17 protein-coding genes are annotated in these 26896 nt (G+C 46.3%); 4 read left to right on the top strand and 13 right to left on the bottom strand.

The window, feature by feature from the left end:
* Nucleotides 1-290 precede the first annotated feature (290 nt).
* A complete protein-coding gene (locus tag VYM24_RS00750) occupies nucleotides 291-674 on the top strand; it encodes a transposase (protein ID WP_224320807.1) in 384 nt (127 codons plus the stop codon).
* An 8-nt stretch (nucleotides 675-682) separates the two neighbouring features.
* The gene (locus VYM24_RS00745; protein WP_244436642.1) at nucleotides 683-1567 is read left to right on the top strand and encodes an IS3 family transposase; all 885 of its coding nucleotides are present in this window, start codon (nucleotides 683-685) and stop codon (nucleotides 1565-1567) included.
* A 567-nt stretch (nucleotides 1568-2134) separates the two neighbouring features.
* Here the strand turns inward: VYM24_RS00745 and VYM24_RS00740 are convergent.
* From VYM24_RS00740 to VYM24_RS00710, 7 genes are all read right to left on the bottom strand, one after another.
* On the bottom strand, nucleotides 2135-5161 hold the full coding sequence (locus VYM24_RS00740; RefSeq protein ID WP_330941223.1) for a M14 family metallopeptidase: 3027 nt from the start codon (nucleotides 5159-5161) through the stop codon (nucleotides 2135-2137).
* Nucleotides 5158-6303 (bottom strand): beta-aspartyl-peptidase, encoded by a 1146-nt coding sequence (iadA, locus tag VYM24_RS00735; RefSeq protein WP_330941222.1) that lies wholly within the window; start codon nucleotides 6301-6303, stop codon nucleotides 5158-5160. The genes VYM24_RS00740 and iadA overlap by 4 nt, the downstream gene beginning before the upstream one ends.
* A 14-nt stretch (nucleotides 6304-6317) precedes the next feature.
* Nucleotides 6318-7706 (bottom strand): C4-dicarboxylate transporter DcuC, encoded by a 1389-nt coding sequence (dcuC, locus tag VYM24_RS00730; RefSeq protein ID WP_330941221.1) that lies wholly within the window; start codon nucleotides 7704-7706, stop codon nucleotides 6318-6320.
* Between the two features lie 179 nt (nucleotides 7707-7885).
* Nucleotides 7886-9679, bottom strand: coding sequence for a RagB/SusD family nutrient uptake outer membrane protein (locus tag VYM24_RS00725; protein WP_330941220.1), 1794 nt, complete (start codon nucleotides 9677-9679; stop codon nucleotides 7886-7888).
* A 24-nt stretch (nucleotides 9680-9703) separates the two neighbouring features.
* The gene (locus VYM24_RS00720) at nucleotides 9704-12739 is read right to left on the bottom strand and encodes a SusC/RagA family TonB-linked outer membrane protein (RefSeq protein WP_330941219.1); all 3036 of its coding nucleotides are present in this window, start codon (nucleotides 12737-12739) and stop codon (nucleotides 9704-9706) included.
* Between the two features lie 201 nt (nucleotides 12740-12940).
* Nucleotides 12941-14656: a DUF6377 domain-containing protein gene (locus VYM24_RS00715; protein WP_007659759.1), complete on the bottom strand. Its 1716-nt coding sequence runs from the start codon at nucleotides 14654-14656 to the stop codon at nucleotides 12941-12943.
* A gap of 4 nt (nucleotides 14657-14660) precedes the next feature.
* Nucleotides 14661-15614, bottom strand: a complete 954-nt coding sequence (locus VYM24_RS00710) for a tetratricopeptide repeat protein (protein ID WP_425286622.1) — start codon at nucleotides 15612-15614, stop codon at nucleotides 14661-14663.
* A gap of 195 nt (nucleotides 15615-15809) precedes the next feature.
* On the opposite strand from VYM24_RS00710, the gene VYM24_RS00705 reads away from it, so the two are divergent.
* A complete protein-coding gene (locus VYM24_RS00705; protein ID WP_007210106.1) occupies nucleotides 15810-16610 on the top strand; it encodes a M48 family metallopeptidase in 801 nt (266 codons plus the stop codon).
* Between the two features lie 92 nt (nucleotides 16611-16702).
* On the opposite strand, the gene VYM24_RS00700 is transcribed toward VYM24_RS00705, so the two are convergent.
* The 3 genes from VYM24_RS00700 to recJ all read right to left on the bottom strand — a co-directional run bounded on the left by VYM24_RS00700 (nucleotide 16703) and on the right by recJ (nucleotide 22197).
* A complete protein-coding gene (locus tag VYM24_RS00700; protein ID WP_330941218.1) occupies nucleotides 16703-18364 on the bottom strand; it encodes an IS1182 family transposase in 1662 nt (553 codons plus the stop codon).
* 121 nt (nucleotides 18365-18485) lie between these two features.
* Complete coding sequence (locus VYM24_RS00695) at nucleotides 18486-20378, bottom strand: RecQ family ATP-dependent DNA helicase (protein WP_330942299.1); 1893 nt, start codon at nucleotides 20376-20378, stop codon at nucleotides 18486-18488.
* Between the two features lie 103 nt (nucleotides 20379-20481).
* A complete protein-coding gene (gene recJ, locus VYM24_RS00690; protein ID WP_217712725.1) occupies nucleotides 20482-22197 on the bottom strand; it encodes a single-stranded-DNA-specific exonuclease RecJ in 1716 nt (571 codons plus the stop codon).
* A 222-nt stretch (nucleotides 22198-22419) separates the two neighbouring features.
* Here recJ and yaaA point away from each other — a divergent pair, with 222 nt between their 5' ends.
* Entirely contained in the window at nucleotides 22420-23184 is a 765-nt protein-coding gene (gene yaaA, locus VYM24_RS00685) for a peroxide stress protein YaaA (protein ID WP_291554847.1), read from the top strand.
* A gap of 13 nt (nucleotides 23185-23197) precedes the next feature.
* Here yaaA and aat read toward each other — a convergent pair whose 3' ends face one another.
* The 3 genes from aat to VYM24_RS00670 are packed head-to-tail and all read right to left on the bottom strand — an operon-like array spanning nucleotide 23198 to nucleotide 26394.
* The gene (gene aat, locus VYM24_RS00680; RefSeq protein ID WP_291554849.1) at nucleotides 23198-23836 is read right to left on the bottom strand and encodes a leucyl/phenylalanyl-tRNA--protein transferase; all 639 of its coding nucleotides are present in this window, start codon (nucleotides 23834-23836) and stop codon (nucleotides 23198-23200) included.
* A 4-nt stretch (nucleotides 23837-23840) separates the two neighbouring features.
* Nucleotides 23841-26069, bottom strand: a complete 2229-nt coding sequence (locus VYM24_RS00675; RefSeq protein ID WP_291554851.1) for an AAA family ATPase — start codon at nucleotides 26067-26069, stop codon at nucleotides 23841-23843.
* Nucleotides 26070-26085: 16 nt separating this feature from the next.
* Complete coding sequence (locus VYM24_RS00670) at nucleotides 26086-26394, bottom strand: ATP-dependent Clp protease adaptor ClpS (RefSeq protein ID WP_118463503.1); 309 nt, start codon at nucleotides 26392-26394, stop codon at nucleotides 26086-26088.
* Between the last annotated feature and the right edge of the window lie 502 nt (nucleotides 26395-26896).

The following is a 26896-nucleotide window of genomic DNA, read 5'->3' as shown; positions in this document are numbered from 1 at the left end:
TTCATATAATAATATCATAATTTGGGTTATTTATATAGCAAATATTATATACCGTTTTTAGACAAGGTAAAGATAACAGCGATCTTTGGAATTCTACTATTTGTAAAGATGGAATTTATAGCTGTGATGTAAATTATGCCCAAATGTACTTTAGTTCATAACCGTACAAAAATGAACTAAATGCAATAGCTAACTCCGTTCTTAGGCATTCCTATACTTTTTCCCTTCCAACGGTTAGCCTTTTCTGTAGTGTACTGAATAAGTTGACACTTCAAAAATTGAAAATAAAGATGAAATATTCGAAAAAGAAGTACAACTATTACAGTGATGATGAACGAATGTCTTATATTCGTGAGTATTTATCAAGTCCCGAGAGCAAATCTCAGTTTTGTAAGCGTAACGGCTTTTGTGCCAAGCTTCTTACTTATTGGCTTAACAAGTATCAAATGGAAGACAAAGCTATGGGTATATCACCTAAACCGGTAAATAGCGATGCTATTGATTCTAGTATTTCTGAGCTCCAGAAAGAACTATCGCTATTGCGTGCTGAGAACCGTAAACTTCATCGGGCTCTTGCTGATGAGAGTTTACGTCATGAGGCGTGCGAAGAACTCATCAATCTTGCTGAATCCACGTATCATATCAAGGTACGAAAAAACTCCGATGCCAAGTAATCGACACCTTGTCACAGAGGCACTCAACCCGACGCAAACATGGTTGTATAAAGTTCCTCTGTGATTACTTCGGCATAACCCGACAAGGTTATTACAAGCATGTGAACCGGCATTTGGAGGTTGATATCCTTACCACAAGCATCGTGTTGTACTGCAAGGAACTGTTGGAGCTCATGCCCAAAGCTGGTATGCGCGAGTTATACGCCTGCTGCGTGAGTAAGTTTGGACCAAAGATGGTTATCGGTCGTGATCGTTGTTATGACATTTTTCGCTCCAATGGTTTGTGTCAACGTACAAGTCGCAAGCGTCCTAAAACAACGAATTCGAACCATAATTACTATATCTACCCCGATCTGTTGAATGTTGCGCCCAAATTTGTCGCTACGCGATTGGGCGCTATGGTAGTGGCGGATATAACCTACGTAAACACCGGTCAGGGCTGGGCTTACCTCTCGTTGCTTACCGATGCGGCAAGTCGTGCCATCGTTGGATATGCGCTTTACAAAACTCTTGAGACGGAGGGGCCCTTGAAAGCTTTGGAGATGGCAATATCATTCTATGAGAAGTATCACATAGACATGAGCACTCTTATTCATCATTCCGACCGGGGTGTCCAATATTGCTCAAATAAATATGTAGAGAGGCTTAAAGAGCATCAAATCAACATCAGTATGACGCAGTGTGGTGATCCTTTGCATAATGCATTGGCTGAAAGAATGAACAACACCATTAAAAACGGTTGGCTATTCGACTGTGATGATGAGAGCTTCGAGCAAGTAAGCAAGCGCATTGAAGATGCTGTATATGTATATAATCATGTGCGGCCTCATCAAGGGATAAACATGAGGACACCTATGGAAGTGCTCAGAGAAACGGTAGGATTTACAGCATAATACCCGCTCGTCGGGACGGGGGGGCCCGCCCCTTGCCGCTAGGGCGATCCCCGACCGAAGAGTTCTTGTTTGTTGGCAACATTACATTTTCCTGAAGAAGGCTTGCGTAAATAAAGGAAGATGCATAAATTTGCAAGCACCAACAAAAGACAACTAAAATAGGAATAAGAAAAACAAAAGTAAACCTCTTTAGATATTAAAGTATATTGAGTAAACTAATCCAGTTATAACAAACGAAGTTGTCAACTAAAACCAGTACACATCAAACTAAAACCAGTACACATCATTTCCATCCGAACATTTATTCTTTCCACCGTGGAGTTTCTTTCTTTCCACCATGGTGGAAAGAAAGTTTCCCCGTGATGGAAAGCAACTTTCTCCATGGTGGAAAGAATAAGTACCTACTACAATTTTCCTTAACCGTCGTAGCGAAAAGAGATAAAAGTGGCGATGCGGCGGCTTAACCTCTGAAACTTATATTATTCATGCGAATCAGGAGGGGAAATTATGTTCATATCCCGTCAAAAAAGAATTAATTGATTTGATGTACAATGAATCGGAATGGAGTTAGAAACCTTTCCTGTATATCGGTAACTCTTTCCCAAACTCCGTATGAATCACCTGGAAATTGACAAAGCCATTCACGGATTCCGGTTCTAACAGTGTTGCCGCAAGGTTTGCATTCTTCTGTGAAAGACGAATGATGAAACAACCTGCTGGGAAACTCTTCTTTTCCTTTACCGTCCGTGTAGATACTGTGACCGGATAAATCTCTTCCCATTCCTTGGTAGCTTTCTTATATCTGGTAACCATGTACTTCTCTACGGTCGCTGTGAAGGGTTTTCTTGTCTCTTCTACCTCTATTCCTAAAGCCCGCAATTTCTCTGCTTGCATCCGGCAGGTATCCGGCAGAATATATGCTTTGGGACGTTTGCGTACTAATTCAGCTTTCAGTTGAAGCGCATCGAAAGTAGGCAGAGGTTCCGTAAAACGTTCGTTCTTGGCAAGGTCAATAAAAGTAACGGGAAACTCTGTCCGTTCGGATTGAAAATTGACGGATATATCACTCTTTCCTTTACAAGTCTCTTTCACGGCCTTCCGTATCCCATTTCTTACGTCTTTTGAATGAAGAACCGCCGTTTCCAAAAGACTGCGGGATACCAGAAAACCACATTCTGCACGACGGGCAAAACACGCTCTTCCCAATCCTATTCCACGGATTTCTATGAATAGAGATACCGTATTGGTGAGTCCCTGAAACGTGGAACTGGATTGCGGGTTCTTGGCATCTTTCATTGCATACAAGCTATCATTTCTGACACTGGGTGTAAAGTAAAAGCCTGAATGATAACTGTTAGCTTCCAATGCCTTCTCTGCTTCTTCACGGAATAAGCCGTTGGAAAGTGTACGTATTCCGGCAGGGATATTCAAATGCCCGCTGGGTAGGAAAAGGACATCGGGGGCCGTAGCTACTTTAGTACCCCGAAGCAATTCAAACTCCTTGCGGAACGGATTGAATTCGTGAATATCCAGCGCTATTTCGGGATTCCATTCCTTGTACGCTTTTTTAAGAAGAAGAGTCACCGGATCGGCTAGTTTACTTTGATCCCGGTTCAAATCATACCCACTGCCCGATTTACGGCTTTGCATGGCATAACCGTCCGTATTGGCTATGGGTACAAGCGCAAGAGAAACCTTTCTCAATAGTTCAGTACCTTCGGGCGTATTCAGTAAATAATCGACAAGCATACAGGTTGCTTCCGGCCCGGCAGGTTCGTTGCCGTGCAGTCCTGCTTGTATCCAGACTCTTATTTTCTTTTTCTCGTTGGGAGTTCCGAAATAGAGCACGGGGATATCCCTGCCCTGTGGAGTCTTTCCTATATCGGACAGCGTAACCTTACCGGGATGCTTGTCGGCTAAATCCTTCAAATATCTGTTTATCTCGAACAAGGAAGCCAGACCTTCTTCAAGCGGCTTGCCGAGGGTGGGAGTGGAATATTGCTGTTCCGGTTCGGGATAGAAACGGCGGGTTACCTCTTCCGGCTGCAACGTGGGCTGGATATTCCAGAGAGAAGGGTTGCTGAATACGGTTTCTTGCGCAATACGTTGCAGATAGAGTGCTTCCTCTTCGGGCAGTCCGACATAATAAGTACTTGTATAGGGCTTCTGAAAAAATACGCTACAGAATACATTGGCGGCAAGATAAGAACCCTGTTGGGAAGGGTGGCTGTGATCGTTGTTGTAAAGCGTGATACTTGGATTCTCCGTGCGGACACGCTTCCAAGCGATGCCGACGGGGGCACACCAGGCATTCAGTTGAACAGTCATCTCCAAATAACTTTCAGCCAGTCGTTGCTGCATTTCGGTATATGTGTCGATGTCGTGTCCCCAGGTCATGTAGAAAACGGTTTTTCCCTTCGGATTGTAAAGGCGGCGCAGGCTGTCGAGGGAGTGGGCAGGCTTGTATACATTTTCCTGTACCCATTCCTTTTCGCGGGCAGGCGCTTTACTTTGGTCTTGCAGGATGACGAAATCCCAGTTTCCTTCACGAATGGCATCCAGGGTTTCAGGATTGGCGGCATGTTTCCTCAATGTCCAGCCACCGTGTTCCACCAATTTTACAGAAAGCTTGTGGCCGGTGGAGGCGGCAAGAGCTTGCACTTGTCGGACTAAACGGTTGTATTGTGTGTAGCTGTTGCCTATGAACAGTGCACGTAGGGAGTCTCCCAACATGGCAGGAACGGCACGTCTGCCCATTCCGGCGGAGTGGTGTCCGATGCCCTGTTCTTCTATTTTCTGCCAGTTGCAGGGCCAGTTGTGTTCGGCTGCTATCCGGTGAAGGTATCGGTAGAACTGATTGCCACGCTCGTAGCGGTTGCGTCCCTGTGCTTCGGCTTCGGGAGTCTTTCTTAAATACGATTCGCGGATGGTGTCTCCCGTAGCCAATTGGAGGATAATCGGTTTGGCAAGGTACTTCCTGATTGTTTCGGGGGTGACATACGGAATGTTGCGTACTCCGTAGGGAAAATCTTGCGAAGCATCGGGGAAGGTGTACCATCCCGGACTGCCGATAACGGCTTTCTCCACATACGGACTGTCATAAAAAAGCATGAAACGCTGCACAAACTGCCCTCCGGCTGAGTGACCGTAAATCATATATCCTTTCCGTTCACTACCTGAAGATTGGCGGACGTACTCAAAGATTTTATCAACCAGTGCCGGCGTTTGCTTTTCGGCCGGACGTATCGTGTGATCTTTGTCATTCATGACACCGACTTCCTGATAATCGGGCAAAGGAAACCTTTCCAGATCGAAGTGGGGAATGAAAACCATGAATTTATGCTTCTCTGCCTCCTGCTTCCAGGCTTTGAGCAGATAAGTGAAACCGCGGTCGGCACCTTCAAAGACAAAGACAATGGGCATCCGGCGTACATCGCCCGAAGCCGGAATGTAATAGTGCACATCTACCGGACGGTCGGCAAAAGGCGGATAGTCTTTGTAGGTGAACTTGCCTTCACCCACGGGAAGCGCGGAGGCGGCACGGAGTCCGGCGCCCAGAAAGACAATGGTAAAAAATAGAATCAGTCTTTTCATTCTTCATACCTCCCTTTTTTAATGACTTCTTTATCCTTTAGGGCGAGTTTGCCGCGTGCTATGACGTGTGTCAGTTGAAGCTCGGAATCGAGGAAACAGAGGTCGGCATCGAAACCGATGGCTATTCTGCCTTTGGTACGCAGTTTGAGGTTGCGTGCCGGATTGCTGGTGATAAGGGTCAGTGCCTGTTCCAGAGGCAACAGACCTTCTTTTACGAGCAATCTCATCTCCTGCAAGTTGAGGTGCAGGGGAGCGGGGCGATAGGTCGTTTCTTTGGTTTCGGGATTGGTACGGCGCACTCCGCCACGGCCGTCACTGGAGAAGGTGATGCGGTCGAGGGGTACATGGGCTTTGAGGGCTTTCATGACGCAGCGATGGGGAGCGTCGAATTTGGTTCCTCCGGTGGAGAAATCTACCATACCACCCATGCAGGCAAATTCTACGGCTTGCCAGAATAAGGCTTCCGTGCGTGTCAGGTGGGTAGGCGAGAGATAGGGAATCAGCGTGGGATATTTGCGGGCGATGTCCAGCAACGGGGTGATACCGTCGGGTAAGGCTCCCAGATGAATATGCAGGATACCTCCTTTGCCGGAAGTGAAACCGCCGAGGCGTACTTGGTTGATGAGGCGCAGTATCTCCAGTTCGGTGGGGAGAGCGCTGCGGTCGTCACTCATGGCAAGTTTGCAACCGATCACTTTGTCGATGAAGATGAGATCGTCGGCTACGCAGGACATCAGTGTTTTGGGAGGTAATCCGTAGAAACTGGTAAGCATGTAGGCGCTGAGGCCGTCATCTTCCAGGGCTTTGGTTTTGGCATAAAGGGTGGTCAGTTCTTTTACGAAACCGTCTGTGCCGAGTAGTCCTACCACGGTGGTGGTTCCGCAAGCCACCAGTTCGCTCATGGAGACGTCGGGGACTAAGGAAGCATAGCCGGTTTGTCCGCCGCCACCGGTGATGTGGACGTGCTGGTCGATAAAGCCGGGGGTGACGGCGCACCCGCCGGCGTCTATGGTATCAAATGGAATACCGGTCAGTTCTATCTTCCGGTCTATGAGGGCTATTTTATCATCTGCCAGCAGAACGTCGTTCATGCCAAGATGTTCCGGAGAGTATAAGTTTGCATTTTTAATGAGTGTGAACATGATTCGGAGTTGTTTTATAGTGTTATGAAATGATAAGCTATCAGGAATAGAATGCTGCCTATAAGGGGCAGGGTATTTCTCTTTGCCAGTTCAATGGGCGATACACCCGCCACGCCGGCAATGGCGACAATGATACCCGCTATGGGAGATGCGGCACGCCCCATACTGGCGGATAACTGCAAAGGAAGCACGAGGGAATAGGCAGGCATACCCAACTGTCCGGCAATTCCGGGCAGCAACGGACCGAACGAGAAGAAGGCCGCGTTTCCGCTTCCCATCAACATGGCCGCACAGAAGATTATCAGGGCGAAGACTGCTGCGATGGCAATGCCGGAAAGTCCTATATGTGTGGAGTAATCTACCAGTGAGTCGATGAAACCGAGGCTAATCAGTCCTTTGGAAAATATCTCGGAGGCAACAATTAGTGTCACGACACTTCCGAAGACATTTCCCATCCCTTTCCAGAAGCTGGAGAAGGCGTCAAAGGTTTTCCGTATATTGCGTGTATGACAGCCTACGAATACAAGTGAGACAAAGAGGGAAAATAACATGGCGGTCGTTGTATTGAGTGTTATGGGAGGTTGGAACAGCCCCACATAGGGTGAAAATATAATGAGAAGCGCAAGCGGAAGTACGGGCAGCATGGCGAATATCAATGGAATATCCGGTTGGGTAGAGGTCTGCGGGACTTCTGCTGTTTCATGGTTTTCCGTACTCTGCCTGGCGGCTTCTTTTTTATCGAAATATCTATTGTTGAAGTAAAACAGGGTCATGACTACCAAGGTGGTAGGGATAACCAACGGGAGTTGGTGGGTAATGAAATAAGCTACGTTGGTCTGGTCGATAAGTTCGGCAGCAAGGGCTGTGTTTGCCGAGCCGGGACCTTGGTCGAACAGTGTTGCGGCGGCAATGACGGATAATGCGGTGAGGCGGCTTACTCCCAATTCGATGAGGACGGGGTAAACGGAGGCGACAAGCAAGAGTCCTAATCCGGCTGCCGAGGGGGTAGTGATAAAGAGCAACTGGCCGATGGGAATGGTGACGGTAGCTGCCAGGTAGGGGTAACGACGAAAGAAACCCAACGGTTTCATGGAGATGTGTACCAGGGCATTGGTGGCTTTTATGTGATTCATAAAAGCTACATAGCCGCCAATGGTCATAATCATCAGTCCTGCGCGGGACAGGTTGCCGATGAATGTTTCTTCCACCACTTTCACCAAATCGAGAACAACGCTGCCGGTGGATTTATCCGGAATGATGGGTTGGACATTGAGAATGAGGGCGAATGTCAACATCACAAGTCCGGCCAGCATCAGAACTCCTTGCGGATTCAGCTTCCGGTAGAGATAAATAGCGGTGACGGTGATCACTAATATACAGAGGAAGAAGGCTACGACTGACATAATCTGATTGGTTCTGGGTTATAAATTGTTTTTTGAGGAGTGATTTTAAATGATAATTTAATGAAGAACTAAGAATGAAGAATTACCTTGCGGCATGCTTGCATAGCCGCAGCCAAATTCTTCATTCTTAGTTCTTCATTTCGCTAAATTATCATTTCGTTCATTTCCGTACCGTTCTTTTATAAGTACCCCGGATTATTCTCCAACTGGCGACCTGTATTGGAATCAATGAACTCTTGCGGAATCGGGAACAACACAGGCGTATCATACGAATTCATGCCTCGTGCCTCGCGTCCTGCAATCTCATTCAACTGTCGCATACGGCGTTTGAAGTAATTGTTCACATCACGTTCATCTCCACCTTTCTCCTGACTTACGCGAATCAGGGTGTGGCGGCGTTCTTCTTCGGAAAGAAGTTCACGGCTACGTTCGTCCAGAATGAAATCTACGCCTCCTGCGGTGAGTTCAGCTTCTGTGATGCTGACTGCATTGGAACGATTGCGTACCTTGTTAATCCATTTGATGGCTTCACCTGCCTGGTTGTTTTTCAGTAAGGCTTCCGCATAAAGCAAGTACGTGTCGGCGAGGCGGAGATAAACAATATCCTGATAACATCCATCCTTGTCACCATTTGCCAGCAACGGTGCCACGTAATCCCATTTGCGGGTAGTGGGCCAGTTATACTTCTTGATGGTTGTCTTATTATCATCCAGCATAGCGGCGGTTACAGTGGTGTCTACCACCATCTTACCGTTGTTAAGGAATTCCGTAATCTTGCCGTCGGCACCCTTCTCGTTAATAGTCCATACCACTGCATAATCGGATACACGGTCGTCCTGAGTTCCCTGATTTTTATAGTTGTAGAGGCGGAAAGCACCTCTTGAAGGCACGCAACGTCCGGCACCTTTACCACCGTTGTTTATCCAGAACACCTGAGGCCAAGTGGCTGCACCGCTTGTATAGTCGGGATCGTACTTGTTGCTCTTGTTGATGACACCGTCGTTGGAGTAATAGTTCTTATATGTACTCTTCATGTAAACCTCGGCTGTACCGAAAGCACTGTTTTCCGGTTCCGTGTTGACAAAAGCGTATAAAACCTCCGTGTTTCCGTCCGCATACATCGGTGTGCGGAATACGTCGATGAACGGACAGCCCGGATTGGCGGAGTTCTTGCCGAAACGGTTGGTTATCAAACTGTATTCGGAACCTTCTGCCAGTGGCTTCAAAACTTCGACTGCCTTGGAGGGCTGGTCCATTGCCAGGTATAGTTCACCCAGATAATGGCGTGCCATGGCTCCTGAAATCTTGCTGTTGTTTTCTTCACGCAACGGTAAATTGTTCATGGCGAAAACAAAGTCCTGCTCCATGACTTCACGGATGGATTCTACAGAATTGCGCTCCCAGTCGTTACGGTAGTTCATACCTGTAATTTCTTCGGTGGACAAAGGTACGGCACCGAATGAATACGTCAGATGACGGTAAGCCCATGCGCGGAAGAAGCGGGCCTGTGCGATGATCTTATTCTTGTGGGCGGCAGCTTCGGTTTCAGTTCCTTTCCAGTCGATACCACTGCCTTCGGCGCGTGAAATCACCATGTTTGCTGTATTGATGATACGGTAACACCATTGGAAGATGTTCTGGAATATCCGTAAGTCCGTCTGGTTGATTTGCGACGGATAGTACATGTATTTAAAGTCGCTGTGTGAGTTATTACTCCATGAATTGTCCACACCGCAACCCCATGCAGAGTGCAGAACGAGCGGCAGACCGCCACCGAGTGCATCGGCACGGCGGTATTCGTTACGCATCATTCCGTAGAGGCTGGTTACCATGGATTGGAATCCGCTGTAATCTACTAACAGATTTTCAGGGTAGAGTGAAGCACGCGGATCTTCTTCCAGGAAGCTGGATTCATTGCATCCGGTCATGCAGAGCACGAGTAGTGCTATCAGTGTATATTTTAGCTTTTTCATACTGTTTCTCTTTGTTTTAGCGGTTTATAAATCAAGTTTCAGACCGAATGTGAATGAACGTACCTGCGGAGTGGACTGTTGGTCGCTGATAAATTCCGGGTCGAGGCCGGTCCAGCTTGTCCAGGTTGCCAGGTTCTTGATGTTCATATATACTTCGAGGCGGTTCAGGGAAATCTTCTTTAACCAACGCTGAGGAACACGGTAGGCCAGCGTGACATCCTGCACACGGAGGAAGTCGGTCTTTTCGTAGAAACCTGCGCTCATCGGGTTTACAGAAGTATCCAGTGAGTTTTTCGGGTACTTGTTGGTAGGATTCTCCGGTGTCCAGAAGTCTACCATGAGGCGGTTCTGGCGATAGGAGTTGTGAGATACGTCGTAAAGCCAGTTATTGGCTGTCTGTCCCAGTTGGGCATTGAGGAATACGCTCAGACTGACATTCTTGTATCGGAAAGTATTCGTCATACCCATTGTTACTTTAGGAATTGCCGAGCCGATGATTTCCTTGTCTGCCGGGGTGATGTCGTTCACGCCGTCCTTGTCATGATACTTCATATATCCGGGGATGGAGTAGCGATAGTTCGGGTCTTGCTGTCCGTTCGGGTTAGACGGGTCGGTGATCTGCCAGATACCGATGAAGCGGTAGTCATAGTTCACGCTGATAGGTTGGCCGATGAACCACCTGGAACCGATATCATCCATAGGGTTGCCGTTGGCATCGTAGAGACCTACATTTACGATCTTTGTCTTGTAGTGCGACAGGTTGAAGGTAGTGGACCAGTCGAAATCTTTCTTGGCAATGTTGTTGGAAGTAATCTGCAACTCTAAACCGCGGTTCTTGGTCTCACCGATATTCTCGGTAATGTTTCCCGTACCGTTGATGGTGGGGATGGAGCGATTCAGCAACAGGTTGCTTGTCTTCGACCAGTACATGTCGAATGTTCCCTGGATACGTCCGTTCCACAGTTGGAAGTCGATACCGGTATTGATGGATTGTGTCGTTTCCCATCCCAGTGAGGGAGAAGCCAGCTTGGAAGGATAGAAACCGTAGTTGGGAGTATGGTCGTCTTTCAGATAATTGAAGGTGGAAAGGTCAGGCAATGTAGTGTAGGCGCCTACCGCTTCGTTACCGTTCTTACCCCATGACAGGCGGTATTTCAGGTTGCTTACCACTTTTGCCAATGGGCTTGCCTGAAAGAAATGTTCATTGGAAATATTCCAGCCGATAGCCATGGAAGGGAATATACCGAACTTGGATTGGCTACCGAATGCGGAGTAACCGTCACGGCGTGCAGTCAGTGTCAATAGGTAACGGCTGTCGTATGAGTAGTTCAGACGTGCCATCTGAGAGATATGGTTTTGCTTGGTATAGCTGGAACTGCCGGACATGGTGGCGGCTTTGGATATCTGGTAATAGTACATCACGTCGTTCGGAAAGTCTTTGCCTTCCATTCCGTTGCCTTCTTTCTCGTAGCTTTGTGCAGAATACAGACCGGTGAAGAAGATGCGGTGCTTGCCGAATTCACGGGTATAAGTGATGATGTTTTCCAGAATCCACTCTTGTGAGTGCCAGTCGTCGGTGTTCAGAATACCATTGGAGCGTGCGCCGTAGTAAGTGTCCATTCCTTGGTACTGTTTCCAGCTGCTGTTTTGGTACGTATAGCCGGTATTGAGCTTATAGCTGAGTCCGGGGACGAACGGCAACTTTATTTCTACCACGTTGTTGGTGATGACTTTAGAGCGTATGTCGTTGCTCTTGTTGTTGAGGCTGCTTAAGGGGTTTACAGAGAAAGCTTCGCTGGAATCTTCCCAGGCGGCGGAACGGATGTTGCCTTCTTCGTCATAAGCTTCTGCCAGGGGATTCATACGGAATGCTCTGGAGAAAGAAGCACTGCTGCCGCTTCGGTCGTAGCGTCCCAACTGGGTACTGGTAGAGAACTTAAACCAGGAAGTGAACTCCTGATCGAGGTTGAAACGGATGTTGTAGCGTTTGAATTGGTTGCCTACGGCAGTACCTTTCACATCGGTATAGTTCAGCGAGACAAAATAGTTGGTTTTGTTGACGCCACCACGGAAGGAGATGTTGTGCTGCTGCTTGAAACCGGTGCGGGTTGCCAGGTCCAGCCAGTCGGTATCCATGCCGGCTTCGTGCATACGCAATTCTGTGGCGGTCATAGATCCCATCCACGGTTCGGGATTGCTTTCTGTGGGTGGGGTGGTATTGGCATCTTTCAATGCTTCCGTCTTATACTTCCAGAATTCAGCTCCATTCATGAGGTTGGGGAAGTTGATGGGATTGTCAATGGTGATGTAGGTGTCGTAGGATACGGTCAGTTTGCCTTTTTCGCCTCTCTTGGAGCTGATGAGGATGACACCGTTCGAACCGCGAGCACCATAGATGGCAGCCGAAGAAGCATCTTTCAATACTTCAATGGATTCGATGTCGTTCGGATTGATTTCAGACCAGGGACCGTCAAAGGGGATACCGTCCAAAATAACCAGTGGTTTGTTGTCTGCCGTGATGGAGTTCTCGCCGCGGATACGGGTCTTGGTGGAAGAGCCTTCCGCATTGGTTCCGGTCACTGAGATATTCAGGCCCGGTACGGCACCTTGCAAAGATTGGATGATGTTGGTCTGCGGGCGGTTCTCCAGTGTTTTGGTATTTACGGAAGCAACTGCACCTGTCATATCCGACTTGCGCTGCACACCATAACCTACCACTACTACCTCATCCAGCATCTTAGTGTCTTCCTTCAGGATAATGCTGACGGGTTTCGTGCCGTTGACTTTCACATCCTGGTTCAGATAGCCGATAAAAGAGATTTCAAGAGTGCTGCCATTCTGTACATTTGCCAATGAAAAGTCTCCTTCTACATTGGTGACACTTCCTGTACCAGTGCCTTTCACAATGACATTAGCTCCGATGATGGGTTCTCCCTTTTCATCTTTCACATTTCCGGTGACTGTGACTTGCTGTTGTGCAAATGCATTTACCGAAATGAACAGTAACAAAGCGCAGCAGGCAAGAATGAGTCTGCATGAGCGTTTTTCTTTTCTTTTCATGATTCGTTTAATAGTTAACATAAGTTTTTAGTTTGGATTTCTGTGGCAAAGGTATGCGCAATAAGGGTTACTTACTCTGCGAGGTAAACAGGCAAAGTAAACTGTTAAAACTGATAAGTACTTGATTATTAGTGTTGATTTCTGAAAATGAGAGGCTCGGAAGTAAACTCTTTGAATGGAATCGGTAGTAGAGAGCAGGGCTTACGCTTTGTATTTTCCGAGCTTTTTCACAGCATTTATAAAATCTTCTTTCGGGATAATGGATTTATTTCGGGTGCGAAGTCGGTTGTTATAAACCGTTTGTGCGGAACAATGGAGGAAGTCCGCTATCTTCACGCTGTCTGTGATGCCGAGTCTTATCAAGGCATGTATGCGCAGTTCGGTATTAAGCAGTTCGCCTTCTTTCAGTTCGATGCGCTCTTCGGGTAGCAGTAAGGCGTTGAAGTCACCTACAAAATCGGGATAGAGATGCAGGAAGATGGTATCGAAATTCTGGTAGAACTCTTTCAGTTCGTTGGAGGCTGTTGCGGAAGAGTCCGTCATTGCTTTTACATCTTCTATCTGGCCTACTTTCAGTTTCCGGTTGATGTTCTTGCGAAACTCTTCCAGCTTACTGATGTAGGTGGAACAGATGTTGAATACATAGCCGATATATTCTTCTTTTACGTAATTAGATTCCCGCAACTGGTCGTTGACTTCCTGTAATTGCGTATTCAAGTCTTTTAGCTGTATGTTTACTTCTTCCAGGCGTTGATGTGCCGTAGAGAGGGCATCCATATTGACGGACAGCTTCTGGTTTGTACTGTCTAACTTCAAGTTGGCTTCTTTTAGCCGGCGCATTTGCTTGCGGATGAACAGGAAGGCACCGATCAGTACGAGAAATAAGAAACTGACGGCAATCAGGGAGGCTTGAAGACGCTTTTGCTGTGTACGGCTCTGTTCCTGGTACGCTTTGTAGATTTGGTTTTGCAAATGAGACATTTTGACTATTCGTACCCGGTTGTGGAAAAGCATGGCTTTTTGGGAACAATAGAGGATGTAGTTATAGGCGCGGTCTATTTCTCCATGCTTAAATAGGTATTCCGCTATTTCCTGCAAAGAACCGATATCTCCGTTGACAGACCGTATGTCTGCCATAGCCGAAAGAATGAGGTTTTCCAGGTATTTGCTCTCGTTATTTTCACTCCGGTAGATGGCGGAGAGGTTGTAGGTAGCTATGGAATACTTGCGGCTGTCGTTAGACAATGTCTGCTTGTTTTCCTCAAATGCTTGTTTGACGGGTTCTATTTCCGGGGTTCCCATGTAGAGCCATGCCCGGCAGTTCCAGTAGCGCAATTCGTCGGGAGTGGCTGTGAGGTATACCGAGTCTCGGAAAGCCTTTTGGAGATTATTGTAATGTTCCGACAGTTGGGAGTTCTCACTGGAGTAATCCCGGAGGCGGGAATAGAGTGTACATAACCTGCCAAAATACTCGGAACGGAGATTTTGGGGTAATTCTTCCGGTTGGATGTCACTGACGGCTTTCAAGGCTTCGGTCAGTAGCCCGGAGGAGGTGAGGACAAATGATTGTTCGAGCAAAGAGACCACTTCCCAGGTACGGTTGTTGGTCTGTTGTGCCAGTTGTATGTTCTTATTGATGTAATGCAGGGCGGAATCCGCATCATAAACCCGATACTCCAAATAGACCATTCTATTCATGGCATAGAGTTCCTTTACATCTTTGACCCGGCTATACTGCATTTTCAATTGCTTGATGCGCTCCTCTTTTACTCTGACAAATAGATCCTGCTGTTCCAGCAGGCTATCTAAAGAGTGAAGCAATTTCCTGTTTTCTTCTAAAGCATGTTTAGAAGTGTCCGCACAGACGTAGGCAGGAAAAAGAAGGCATACAATGAGTATAAAGAGGCCGCTTTTCATGACGCTACAATCCTAAAATGTCCGTTTGTCTTGACTGATTGTCATATTGTCCGCTGATTCCTTGGATTTCTTTGGGGTTCAACTCCAATCCTTTCTTCATATCTTCTGCAGAGCCTGCCGTGTCACCATTCAGTAACTTGGCGCGACCGCGTTCATGATAGGCTTGTGCGAAATTAGGGTTCAGTTCGATGGCTTCGTCAAAGAGTGCGATAGCTTCGGGATATTTCTTCTGGACAATATAAAGTTGTCCCAGGCAAAGAAAAGCCTGTTCGTTGAATGGATTCAATTCTGTTACATAGCGATAATCGGTTTCGGCTTCTTCCTGCTGTCCTGCTGCTTCTTTCACTTTACCGCGGAGCAGTAATGCAGCTTCTTCATCGGGATCTTGGGAGAGTATAGCGTCGATATCTTCGGTAGCTTCCTTGTATTGCTGCATATTGATTAAGGCTTCGGCACGCAGCAGGCGGGCTTCGGTGAAGTCGTCTTTCAGTACAATGGCTTTGGTGAGATGGGCGATGCTCATGATACCATCGTCCATACCTTGCTTGGCCCTACCCAGAAGATAGTGTGCCATGGCATTTCCTTCTTCTATTTCAATAGCTTTTTGTGCGGCGTCTGCCATTGCTTGATAGTCTTCTTGCAGGTAGCATACGTTGGCAAGGGTGAGGAAAGTGGAGGTGTGGTTCGGTTCCTGTTTTGCCATGCGTTCCAGTAGTTCATGTGCTTCGCTGAGGGCATTAGTTTGAATGTAAACCTGGCTCAGATAGCTCATGGTTTCAAAGTCTTCCTGAAGGGCAAGGGCTTCCGTGAAGCATTTGATTGCATAATCGGGACGCCCCATACGTTGTGCACGCATGCCGTCATACTTGAATATCTCGAAGTTCTTTTGATCGTTTTTCTGTTTCTCAGTTTCCGGTTTCTCTTGTTTGCCGGAGAAGAAAGATTTAAAGAATCCCATAATCTGTATTTCTTAGGTGTTTTGTTTTTATTCTTTTTGCAAACTTACATAAAAATCTTGTTTCCATACCAAGAACTCCGTCTAAAAAGAAAAAACATTCGTGTTATTATTGATGGTATCATTTAAAATTTGTTCTTTTGCGATACATTTACCAATTATATTAATTAATCATCATTTCTAAATTAAAACACAAGAATGAAAAAGATTTTCATGAAGTGGGCCTTTTTTATGTTATGTATGGCCGTGACAATGCCTGCAATGGCTCAGTTTAATGTAAAAGCACTGAAAGGTGCGGCTAAAGCTGTTAAGGCTGTGACTCTGACTGATGCTCAGATGGCAGAATATGTAAAAGAGTATATCGACTGGATGGATACACATAATCAGGTATGTGCCGACGATAATGAGTATACAATCCGTCTGAAAAAGCTGACTGAAGGCTTGACGGATGTAGAGGGAATTCCTTTGAACTTCAAAGTTTATTATGTGATAGATGTCAATGCATTTGCTTGTGCTGACGGTAGTGTGCGCATTTTCTCGTCTTTGATGGATATCATGACGGATGATGAATTGCTGGGTGTAATCGGCCATGAAGTAGGTCACGTGGCACACAAGGACTCTAAGAATGGATTCCGTACGGCATTGCTGACTTCAGCTTTGAAGGATGGTATTTCTTCACAAGGTGGTACGGCAGCTAAGTTGTCTGATTCTCAGTTGGGTGACCTGGGTGAGGCTCTGGTAAACTCTACATATTCACAGAAGCAGGAGAGAAGTGCTGATGACTATGGATATGAATTTCTGAAAAGTCATGGTAAGAATCCCTGGGCAATGGCTTTATCTTTCCAAAAGCTGAAGAAATTGCAAGAAGAAGCCGGTGCACAGAAAAGTAGTAAGCTGAATCAACTGTTCTCTACTCATCCTGATTTGGATGCCCGTATCCAGCGTATGGAAGAACGTGCAACCAGCGAAGGTATTGAGAAACCGGCAGTAACGGAATAATTCTTTATTGATATAATAAGGAGAAGAGGTTGTGTCAAAACGTTGGCACAACCTTTTTCTATAATTTATAGTCCTGTTATCTTTTCTTTTGTCTACGCCGCTTTTTTCTCATTCATTTGGTAACAAGTTGCTATATTCCCGTTGTATCGGGTTATAAATAGTCCAATAAATATAGATTTAGTAAGTGTAATGAGCTCCTTTCCTGTTTTTCTCAGTTTTGCACACATCTTTTTGATATTAAAAGCTATGGCAAAGAAGGCAAAGTCCATTGTCACCTTGTCTTCTCCCACATGCCGGAACCTCTTGTATGCCATGTTGTATTTCATTTGTCCGAAAACAGCTTCCGGTTCTATACACCGCCTGCCCCTATACCTGACTCCTTCTTCTGAGACTAACCTTTCCCGTGCCTGCCGTTTGTATTGGTTTAACCGGTGGTTGACTTCTATAATACGGTTCCCCCGTGCTTTAAAACAACTTCCATGCAAAGGACAACCTTCGCATCTTTGTGCTTTGTACCGGGCACTTTCGGTGATGTATCCGCTCGCTGTTTTGTCATGTCTGGTTCCTATGCGGTTCATGTGTTGCCCCATCGGACAAACGTAATAATCCTCCCCCGCATTGTAATGGAGACTTTCCGCATGGAACGTGTTGGGAGTATAACGGGGACGCTGCTCTTTATGGAAGTAGTTGTACTTGACAAAGGCCTCTATCCCGTTTTCCTGCATGAACCGGTAATTTTCTTCCGAGCCGTAACCGGAGTCTGCCACACCGATACCCGGTAAGCGGTTATAGCGGTGCTGGAAGGAGTGGAAGAAAGGGATCAGGGTCAGCGTATCGGTGGGGTTGGGAAACAGCCGGAAGTCTATGATGAATTGGTTTTCAGTACCTGTTTGTAAATTATACCCGGGCTTGGTCTGCCCGTTCTTCATGGCGTCTTCTTTCATACGCATGAATGTAGCATCAGGATCGGTCTTGGAATAGGAATTACGTTCTCCAAGGACTTCAAGGTGATTGTCGTATTCCATCAGCTTGTCACGATACCCTTCAAGTTCCCTGACCTGTTTCTTCTTTTCACGCAGAGCTTTCTTTTGTTCCTTGTCCTGTGTTACAGGCTGGTGTTCCAGCACTTCTTTGAGTTCATCCACTATATTAGAGAGCATGGAGGGAGTCAACTCAACGGATGTGTCTTTCACAGAGTTCTCCTGTACAATGGCTTCATCCACCTGCTCCAGAAGGATGCGAACCTTATTCAGCAACCTTGTACGGTTCTTTTCGACTGTCTTGCGCCAGACAAAAGTATATTTGTTGGCCTTGGACTCAATCTTGGTACCGTCGATATACTCCACGTCAAGACTGATGAAACCCTTATCGGCAAGGACAAGAACCAACTGCGTGAAAACGTTGTTAATCTCCTCCTTTACACGGTTACGGAAACGGTTGATGGTTATGAAATCCGGATGCTCATGACCGGCAAGCCAGATATAATGAATGTCACGCAAAAGAAGCTTCTCTATTTTACGACAGGAATAGATATTATTCATGTAAGCGTAGATAATTACCTTAAGCATCATTTTAGGATGATAAGCTGAGCGCCCCGTTTCTTTATAAAGCTTCTTGAAATTATCAAGATTGAGATTATCAACAACTGCATTGACTATGCGGACAGGGTCGTCCGCAGCTATGTTTTCATCAATTCTTTGTGGAAAAAGAACGGTTTGGTTGGGAATGTAAGGACGAAAATGTAACTTTGCCATAACGAAAAAAATGATGCCTAAAGTTACATAAACTTTGGGTAATAACAAAGCCTGGGCTTGGGAAAGTCCGGGCTTTGCGCATAAAAAAAGGTTGTGCCAGCATTTTGACACAACCTCTTTCTTATGCCTTTAGGCTTATGATGCCGTTCTCCGCCTTCAGGTCTTTATCTTCCAGCAATTCGCGGATGCATTGAGAGATGATTTCTTTATCTGCTTCTATTTGTGAGGCAATATCGGCAGGTGTCAGAGATTGCTTGCGAAGCAATTCTTTAATTTCTTCTTTTATTTGGTGGGAGGAAAGTTCGGGAGTCTCGGTACGGTGGCTGAGGCAGACATCGCATATTCCACAGTTATGTTCATTTTTCTCTCCGAAATAGCGTAGAAGCATACGGCTGCGGCAAACGGTTTCGGTCGTTACATAATCTACCATTGCCTGAATGCGGGCTTCATAACGTTCCTTACGCTCCTCGTATATACTGCGGGAGATTTGCAGATGTTGCCTGTCTACGCGTTCGCGCGTGTATATGATATAAGGTGTCTTTTTATGTGGAATATAGTCGATGACGCGCATCTTGGATAGACGTATCAGTAAGTCGTACACCCGTTGTCGCGTTAATCTGCTACGTACGGCAAGCGAATTCTCGTTGATAAAGGTGTAATCCGTGAATACTCCGGTGTAAGAGCGCAGAACGATTTGAATAAGTTTGTCCATGTCCTCTCCCAGTTCGCGCAATTTATACAGTTCATCACGGCGGACGGTGAAGTAAAGACGGGAGGCATTGTCTTGTTCGTCGGTATATTCCAGATATCCTGCTTGCGTCAGAATCTTCAATGCACTGTCGGCAGGTACAGGGAAATATTTGAACTTCCGGCAAAAGTCTTCCAGATTGAACTCTCTGACACATCCCAAACCGTCTCCCATTGCCATCTGGTAATAATATTGCAGATGTTCGTACACCTGTTTGATGTAGTCTTTCTCCGGAAAGGTGTCCGGGATACGTTTATGAAGGGTGACTTTGTCCGATTTGGCATAGAGTATTACGGCATACGCTTTGTTGCCGTCACGTCCTGCACGTCCTGCTTCCTGGAAATAAGCTTCGGGAGAGTCCGGCAAATCGAGGTGGATTACGATACGTACATCGGGTTTGTCGATACCCATACCAAAAGCATTGGTGGCAACCATTACACGGCTTTCTCCTGTCTGCCAGCGATGCTGACGTATATCCTTGGTGGCATCATCCAGACCAGCATGGTAGAAGTCGGCGGTAATCTCTTTGTTAATTAAAAGTTCGGTGATTTCTTTGGTTCGCCGACGATTGCGTACGTAAATAATGGCACTACCCGGCATACGGCGTAGGATGTGAAGAAGTTCTCCGGTCTTATTTTCTGTTTTGCGGACTATGTAGGCAAGATTCTTCCGTTCAAAACTCATGCGGAAAACATTTTCCTGCCGGAAGCACAGCCGCATCTGGATGTCCTTCACAACTTCCGGAGTAGCGGTTGCAGTCAGTGCCAGCACAGGGACACCGGGTAGGAGGTCACGTATTTCGGCTATCTTCAGATAGGCAGGACGGAAATCATATCCCCATTGTGAAATGCAATGGCTTTCGTCAACGGTTATCATGCTGACGTTCATTTTCCGTAGCTTGGTGCGGAAGATTTCCGTATCCAACCGTTCGGGCGATATATACAGGAATTTATAATTGCCGAAAATACAGTTTTCCAGCGTGACGATAATCTCTTGCCGGGACATTCCGGAGTAGATGGCAAGTGCTTTGATTCCTCTTTTTTTCAGATTCTGTACTTGGTCTTTCATCAGAGAAATCAGGGGAGTAATAACTATGCAAAGCCCCTCTTTGGCAAGTGCAGGCACTTGGAATGTGATGGACTTTCCACCGCCCGTAGGCATCAGCCCCAACGTATCTCTGTCTTCACCAATACTATTGATGATGTCTTCCTGTATGCCACGGAAGTTATCATATCCCCAATATTGTTTTAAGATTTCCTTGTACATAGAAGTGAAGAGTGAAAAACGAAGAATGAAGAGTGAAGGATGAAGAATTAGCTGCGCTATTATCCGCATGGTAATTCTTCATTCTTCACTCTTCATTTTTCATTTAATTAGGTTGAATATCCTCTATCTGTAACTGTACCTCGCCCCGTTTATGGGTATTCTCTTCAATGGTGTAGCAGATATCAAACGAACGCTTGGTTTTGATGAAACGTACATGCGAACTTTGTCCGAAGGCGATGCCGTTCATTACATTATTCGATTTGTTGTCTACCAGTTCCAGCTTGATATGCTCTTGATCGCGCCCCACTACTTTACTGGTACCGTAATCATAGACATTATGCGTACAGAATATCGGTTTCGGATTATCCGGACCATAAGGATTGAATTTCTTCAGGTCACTAAAGAATTTCGGAGAAATATCCCTGAAATCTATTTCTGCATCGATATTTATGACCGCACTTGTCTGTTCCGGTAGGATGTTCTGTGAAACGAATTCCTCGAAGCGTTTGGTAAAGGCGGGAACATTCTCTACTTTCATCGAAAGGCCGGCTGCATAGGTATGACCACCGAAATTTTCCAGCAGATCACGGCAATATTCAATCGCTTTATACACGTCAAAGCCGGATACGGAACGGGCGGAACCTGTTGCCATATCATCCGTACGGGTCAGCACTACTGCGGGGCGATAATAAATTTCCGTCAGGCGGGAGGCAACGATACCGATAACACCTTTGTGCCAATCCTCGTTGTATAACACGATAGAACGGCGTTCGGCAAGTCCTTCCAGATCAGCTACAATCTGGTTGGCTTCCTCGGTCATGGTCTTATCGAGATCTTTCCGGGTTTCGTTGTATTGATTGATTTGATTGGCTTTTTCCAAAGCTATGGAGAAATCCTTCTCAGTCAGCAGGTCGACGGCCTCTTTTCCGTTCTGGATACGTCCGGAGGCATTGATGCGCGGGCCTATCTTGAACACGATGTCGCTGACGGTAATATCCTTTTCTGTCAATCCGCATACGTCGATAATCGCTTTCAAACCTACGCTGGGATTACTGTTCAACTGCTTCAATCCGTGGAAAGCAAGTATCCGGTTTTCTCCCATGATGGGAACAATGTCCGAAGCGATGCTTACGGCAACCAGGTCGAGCAGTGGAATGAGGTGATGGAACTCGATGCCATTGCTGATGGCAAATGCCTGCATGAATTTGAAGCCTACGCCGCAACCGGAAAGGTGCTCGTAAGGATACGTATTATCTAAACGCTTGGCGTTCAGGATAGCGGCGGCAGGTGGAAGTACATCGTCGGGCACATGATGGTCGCAGATGATAAAGTCAATGCCTTTTTCTTTGGCATAGGTTATCTCCTCTACAGCTTTGATGCCGCAATCCAGTACGATAATCAATCCTACACCGGTTTCTGCGGCATAGTCTACCCCTTTGGTAGATACCCCGTAACCTTCGTTGTAGCGGTCGGGGATGTAATAGTCAATGTTCGAATAGAACTGTTGAATAAACTTGTAGACCAGTGCCACTGCGGTAGTGCCGTCTACATCATAATCACCATAAATCAGAATACGCTCTTTCTTTCCCATTGCCTTATTAAGGCGCTCCACGGCCACATCCATGTCTTTCATCAGAAATGGGTCGTGCAAGTCGGGCAACTGCGGGCGGAAAAACTTCTTGGCATCCTGTGCCTTCGTTATTCCCCGCTGCACCAATAATCCGCCAAGAATCGGGCTAATCCCTAATTCTTGGGCCAACTTTTGGCTTGTCTCTGCCTGTTCGGGTGTAATGGGTTGATAATTCCATTTGTGAGTCATTTTATATATTGTTTTTTCCTTTTTTCAGTCTCGTGGTTGGAAGAGGTTTCGTTTCTCTCGGGAAAAGCCTGTATTTTTCCAACAAGGCGTAAAAGTACGAAAAAGTATGGAAACAGAGGAAGGTTATGCGGAAAAACTTTGCGCAAAACTTTTTCATACGAGCATGAAAGTTCTACATTCGATTTGTATTATCTTTGTTTCCCAAAAAACTTTGAACGTGATATGTTGACATTCATCTCTTGTGCCAAAACGATGACGGCACGCACATCTGTAGGAGTCCCTGAAATAACTGTTCCGTACTTTCAGGCGGAGGCAGTGCAGAATGCCTTGGATATGGGGCAATTTTCAGCTGCTGACCTGGAACGTCTGCTACGTATAAATTCCAAGATTGCCGCTGAGAATTATCTGCGCTATCAGGATTTCTTTTCGGAGGCAAATTCTGCGATGCCCGCTATCTGTGCCTATACCGGTGCGGTGTTCAAACGTATAGTACCGAAAGATTTTTCCGAAGATGATTTTCGTTACGCTCAGGAACACATGCGCATCACTTCCTTTCTGTACGGACTGCTTCGTCCGCTGGATGGGATAAAGCCTTATCGTATGGAAGGAGATGTACGCTTGCCCGAAAGGGGAGGGATGACTATGTTTGATTACTGGAAACCTTTGCTGACGGATTATTTTATAGCGGATATCAAACGGCAGGGTGGCATACTCGTTAATCTTGCCAGTGGTGAGATGAGAGATCTGTTCGACTGGAAGCGGGTAGAAGAAGAAGTCCGTGTCATTACTCCTGAATTCCAGGTATGGAAAGGCGGGCAACTAAAGACAATTGTGATATATGCCAAGATGTGCCGCGGAGAAATGCTACGCTATATTATTAAAAATCGCATTGAAAATTCCGAAGACTTGAAAGCGTTTACGTGGGAGGGTTTCGCATACGATGAAGGGCGCAGTACGGATGAGCACTTGCAATTTACGCTGGTGTGATCAGCGGAGGTGGCTATGATTGCAAAAGCTCCATGTATTCTTCGTAGCTGATATATCTTCCTCCCATTGATTTCAGATGGGGAGTTTCGAACTGGCAGTCTATCAGTACGCCGCCATGCTCTCCGAAGAATTGTGCCAGGTGGATGAGGGCTAACTTGGATGCACTCGGAACCAGTGAAAACATACTCTCACCGAAAAAGCAGCGCCCCAAAGTGACTCCATAGAGTCCGCCTACTAACTGTTCCCCTTCCCATATTTCCACGCTGGCGGCAAAGCCCTGTTCATGCAGAAGTGTATAAGCCTCTATCATCTCCGGACCGAGCCAGGCGCCTTCCATATCCATCCTCAGTTCTCCACACTTACGGATGACTTCATCGAAAGCCTGATTGATGGTGACATCGTACTTCCCTTTGTTTATGAGCGTCCGCATGGAGTGGGAGATATGGATTTCGTCGGGGAAAATGACGAAGCGTTCCAGCGGGCACCACCATTGTATCATTCCCTCCTGAAAAGTGTACCAGGGAAATATCCCGTTAGAGTAAGCCAGGATGAGGCGGTCGGTCGACAGGTCACCGCCTACTGCCAGCAATCCGTCCGGATCGCCGTAGCGCGGATCGGGAAATGTAATTTCGTCAGTTAGTGCAAAGACCATAATATTACTTTGTAGAGAGTTGTAGGACTAACTGATCTTTGTCTACCCGTATGTAAGTTTTACCACCGGATTTTAAGGAACCGAATAAGATTTCGCGCATCAGGAGTGGTTTCAGATGCGAAGCTATCACACGGTCCATTTCGCGGGCGCCATATTCGGGCAGGAATCCACGTTGCAATAACCAGTTGCGGGCTTCCGGACTCAATTCCATCTCTATCTGGCGTGCGGCAAGCTTGCCGCTCAGTTCCCCAAGCTTCTTGTCGAGGATAAGTGAGGCCATTTCCCGACTCATATCGTGGAAGATGACAGTAGCGGACAGACGGTTGATAAACTCCGGCTTGAAGGTCTTCTTGACCTGTTTCAACATGGCTTCCCCGGCTGTAATCTGACTGCTGAATCCAATAGATGCCTGACGGGCAAATTGTGCACCGGCATTTGAGGTCATGATAAGTACAACGTGGCGGCAGTCGGCTTTTCGTCCCTTATTATCCGTAAGAACAGCATAGTCCATTACTTGTAGCAGAATATTGAACACATCGGGATGGGCTTTCTCAATTTCATCAAGCAGCAGTACGCAGTTGGGGGTTTTGCGGATGGCGTCGGTTAATAAACCACCGTCTTCATAGCCTACATATCCGGCGGGTGAACCGATTAATTTGGCTACGGTATGCTTCTCGGTGTATTCGCTCATATCGAAACGTTGTAGGGAAATACCCAGTTCGGAGGCCAGCACTTTGGCTACTTCAGTTTTACCTACTCCGGTAGGACCGACGAAGAGCAGGCTTGCCAGCGGTTTGTTTTCATCCAGCAGCCCGGCTTTGGACATTTGTACGGCTTCCACCACCTGGCGTACTGCCTCTTCCTGGCCGTAAATTTGGGCACTGATACGTGCATGCAAAGTTTCCAGTGAGGTGGTATCTTCTTCTTTCATGGCGAGTGCATCTACTTTGCAGATGCGGGCGAGTACATCGGTTATCAATGTCTTGTCCACAATTTGTTCTCCGGAAGGTATAGGATGAATTTCGCGGTAAGCTCCTGCTTCGTCCACCAGGTCGATAGCCTTGTCGGGCAGAAAGCGGTCGCTGATATAGCGGACACTCGCTTTGACGGCGTAGGGGATTACATCAGGTTGGTAGGTTACTCCATGAAATTCTTCATATTTTTCTTTCAGACCTTCTACGATATGGATGGTTTCCTCAATGCTCGGTTCAAGTATGTCAATTTGTTGGAAGCGACGCACCAACCCTTTGCTGCGGGCAAAGTAACGGTTGTATTCCTCGTATGTGGTAGAGCCGATGAAACGGATGTCTCCGCTTTCCAGATAAGGTTTCAGCATATTGGATGCATCCATGGAACCGTTTCCTGTACGTCCGGCACCTATCAGATTGTGTATCTCGTCGATATAGATGATGGCACGTCCTTCATTGCGGACACCTTCCATAATGGTTTTCAGGCGTTTTTCAAAGTCACCCCGGTATTGCGTACCTGCCAGTAGAGTACCTAAATCCAGTTCATAGATACAGCAGTCGAGGAGTCGTTCGGGGACCTCACGTGCTTCGATGCGGGCAGCGAGTCCGTAAGCGAGGGAGGTTTTGCCAACACCCGGTTCGCCTACATGTAGCGGATTGTTTTTCTCTTTGCGACAGAGCACCTGGATGGTTCGTTCCAGTTCAGCTTTCCGTCCGATGAGTGGATTATGGTCTTGCAGACAGTCATTCAGACAAGTTACAAAGCTTCGCCAGGGTTCGCTTTTTTCCTGTGGAGAGGTTTGCAGATCGTCTTCTTCCTCCACTTCTTCATATCGGGAGATGAGTTGGCTGATAAATTCGGGTAGATCTTCTTCAAGAGTTTCTTTCAGAATATGGCATGCCCAGGAGTCTTTGAGCTGAAGCATGCTTTGCACTAAATGGGGGACGTTCAATGCTTCAGCACTTGAATAGTCTATCATCAGATAGGCATGTTGTATCAGTTCGTTGAGCTGGGTTGAAACTTCCAGTTCATAATCCATGTCTGCGGGAACGCTTTCCAGTTCTTCCGTGAAATAATTCTCTAAAGAGAAAGCAAGTTCTTGGGTATCGTAGAAACATATATTTAAGGCACTGGCAAAGGGACTCTGTTCCAGAAATGCACTCAGCAAATGCTCAGGTGTAATAAATTCATGGCGATACGATATCGCCTTTTTTTGTGCAAAGGTGAATGCGTTGTTCACATGCACTGTATTTTGTATATCCATAATTTTCTCCTAATTTTTATTCTTCTTCCGGTGCAATGGTGAGCCGGAGTGGAAAATTCTCTTCGCGTGCCATGCGGGTGGCTTTCTGTACCTTCGATTGTGCAATGTCGTATGTATAGATGCCCACCACTGCTGATTGACTTTTGTGTACCTGTAACATCAGCATTTCCGCTTCTGCTGCCGATTTAAAGAATACGGTGGTAAGTATCTTGACGACAAACTCCATCGTGGTGAAGTCATCGTTATAGATGATCACCTTGAAGTGCTGCGGTTCGCGCAGGTCTGTACGTTCCTTTTCTTTGAAAGATGATTGTTGCTGTTCCATAATGGGGGCAAATTTATGAAAAAAGAGGCAGATAAAGGCTACATACGAGGATTAAACTTGCTGTAGTAAAATGTGCAGCTATTTCTTGTATATTCATAAACCCTCCCAGGAATATACGGAAATAGTCGTGTGAAGTAAAAACCAGTTAGAGAAAAGATAGGAATACCAAATGGCAAAATGATAATTCTATTCTCTGACATTTCTTTCTTTGTGGAATGATGCTTGGATACATGAAAAAAACGCAAGGATATATGAATAGGTAAAGTTTAAAATGACACTAAGAAGCCTTGAATGGAATCTATTTGCAGGGGTAATGGGATTCTTTGCTATATAATGATTGTATTTTTCTGAGTATGGTTAAAAAATGGTTTTATTGTTTGGTCGGAGGTTTACTTCAAGATAGAAAGGATTCTATCTGTTTTTCAGTGAGGCTACACCCTTAATGGAAGATGGCTATACCCTTTTGGGCAAAGGGTGTCACCTTTTAACCAAAAGGGTGTAG

The organism is Bacteroides sp. MSB163 (genome assembly GCF_036416795.1).
GTDB lineage: Bacteria > Bacteroidota > Bacteroidia > Bacteroidales > Bacteroidaceae > Bacteroides > Bacteroides maternus.
The sequence above is the reverse complement of the archived record's forward strand: the minus strand, read 5'-3'. Positions and strand labels throughout refer to the sequence as shown.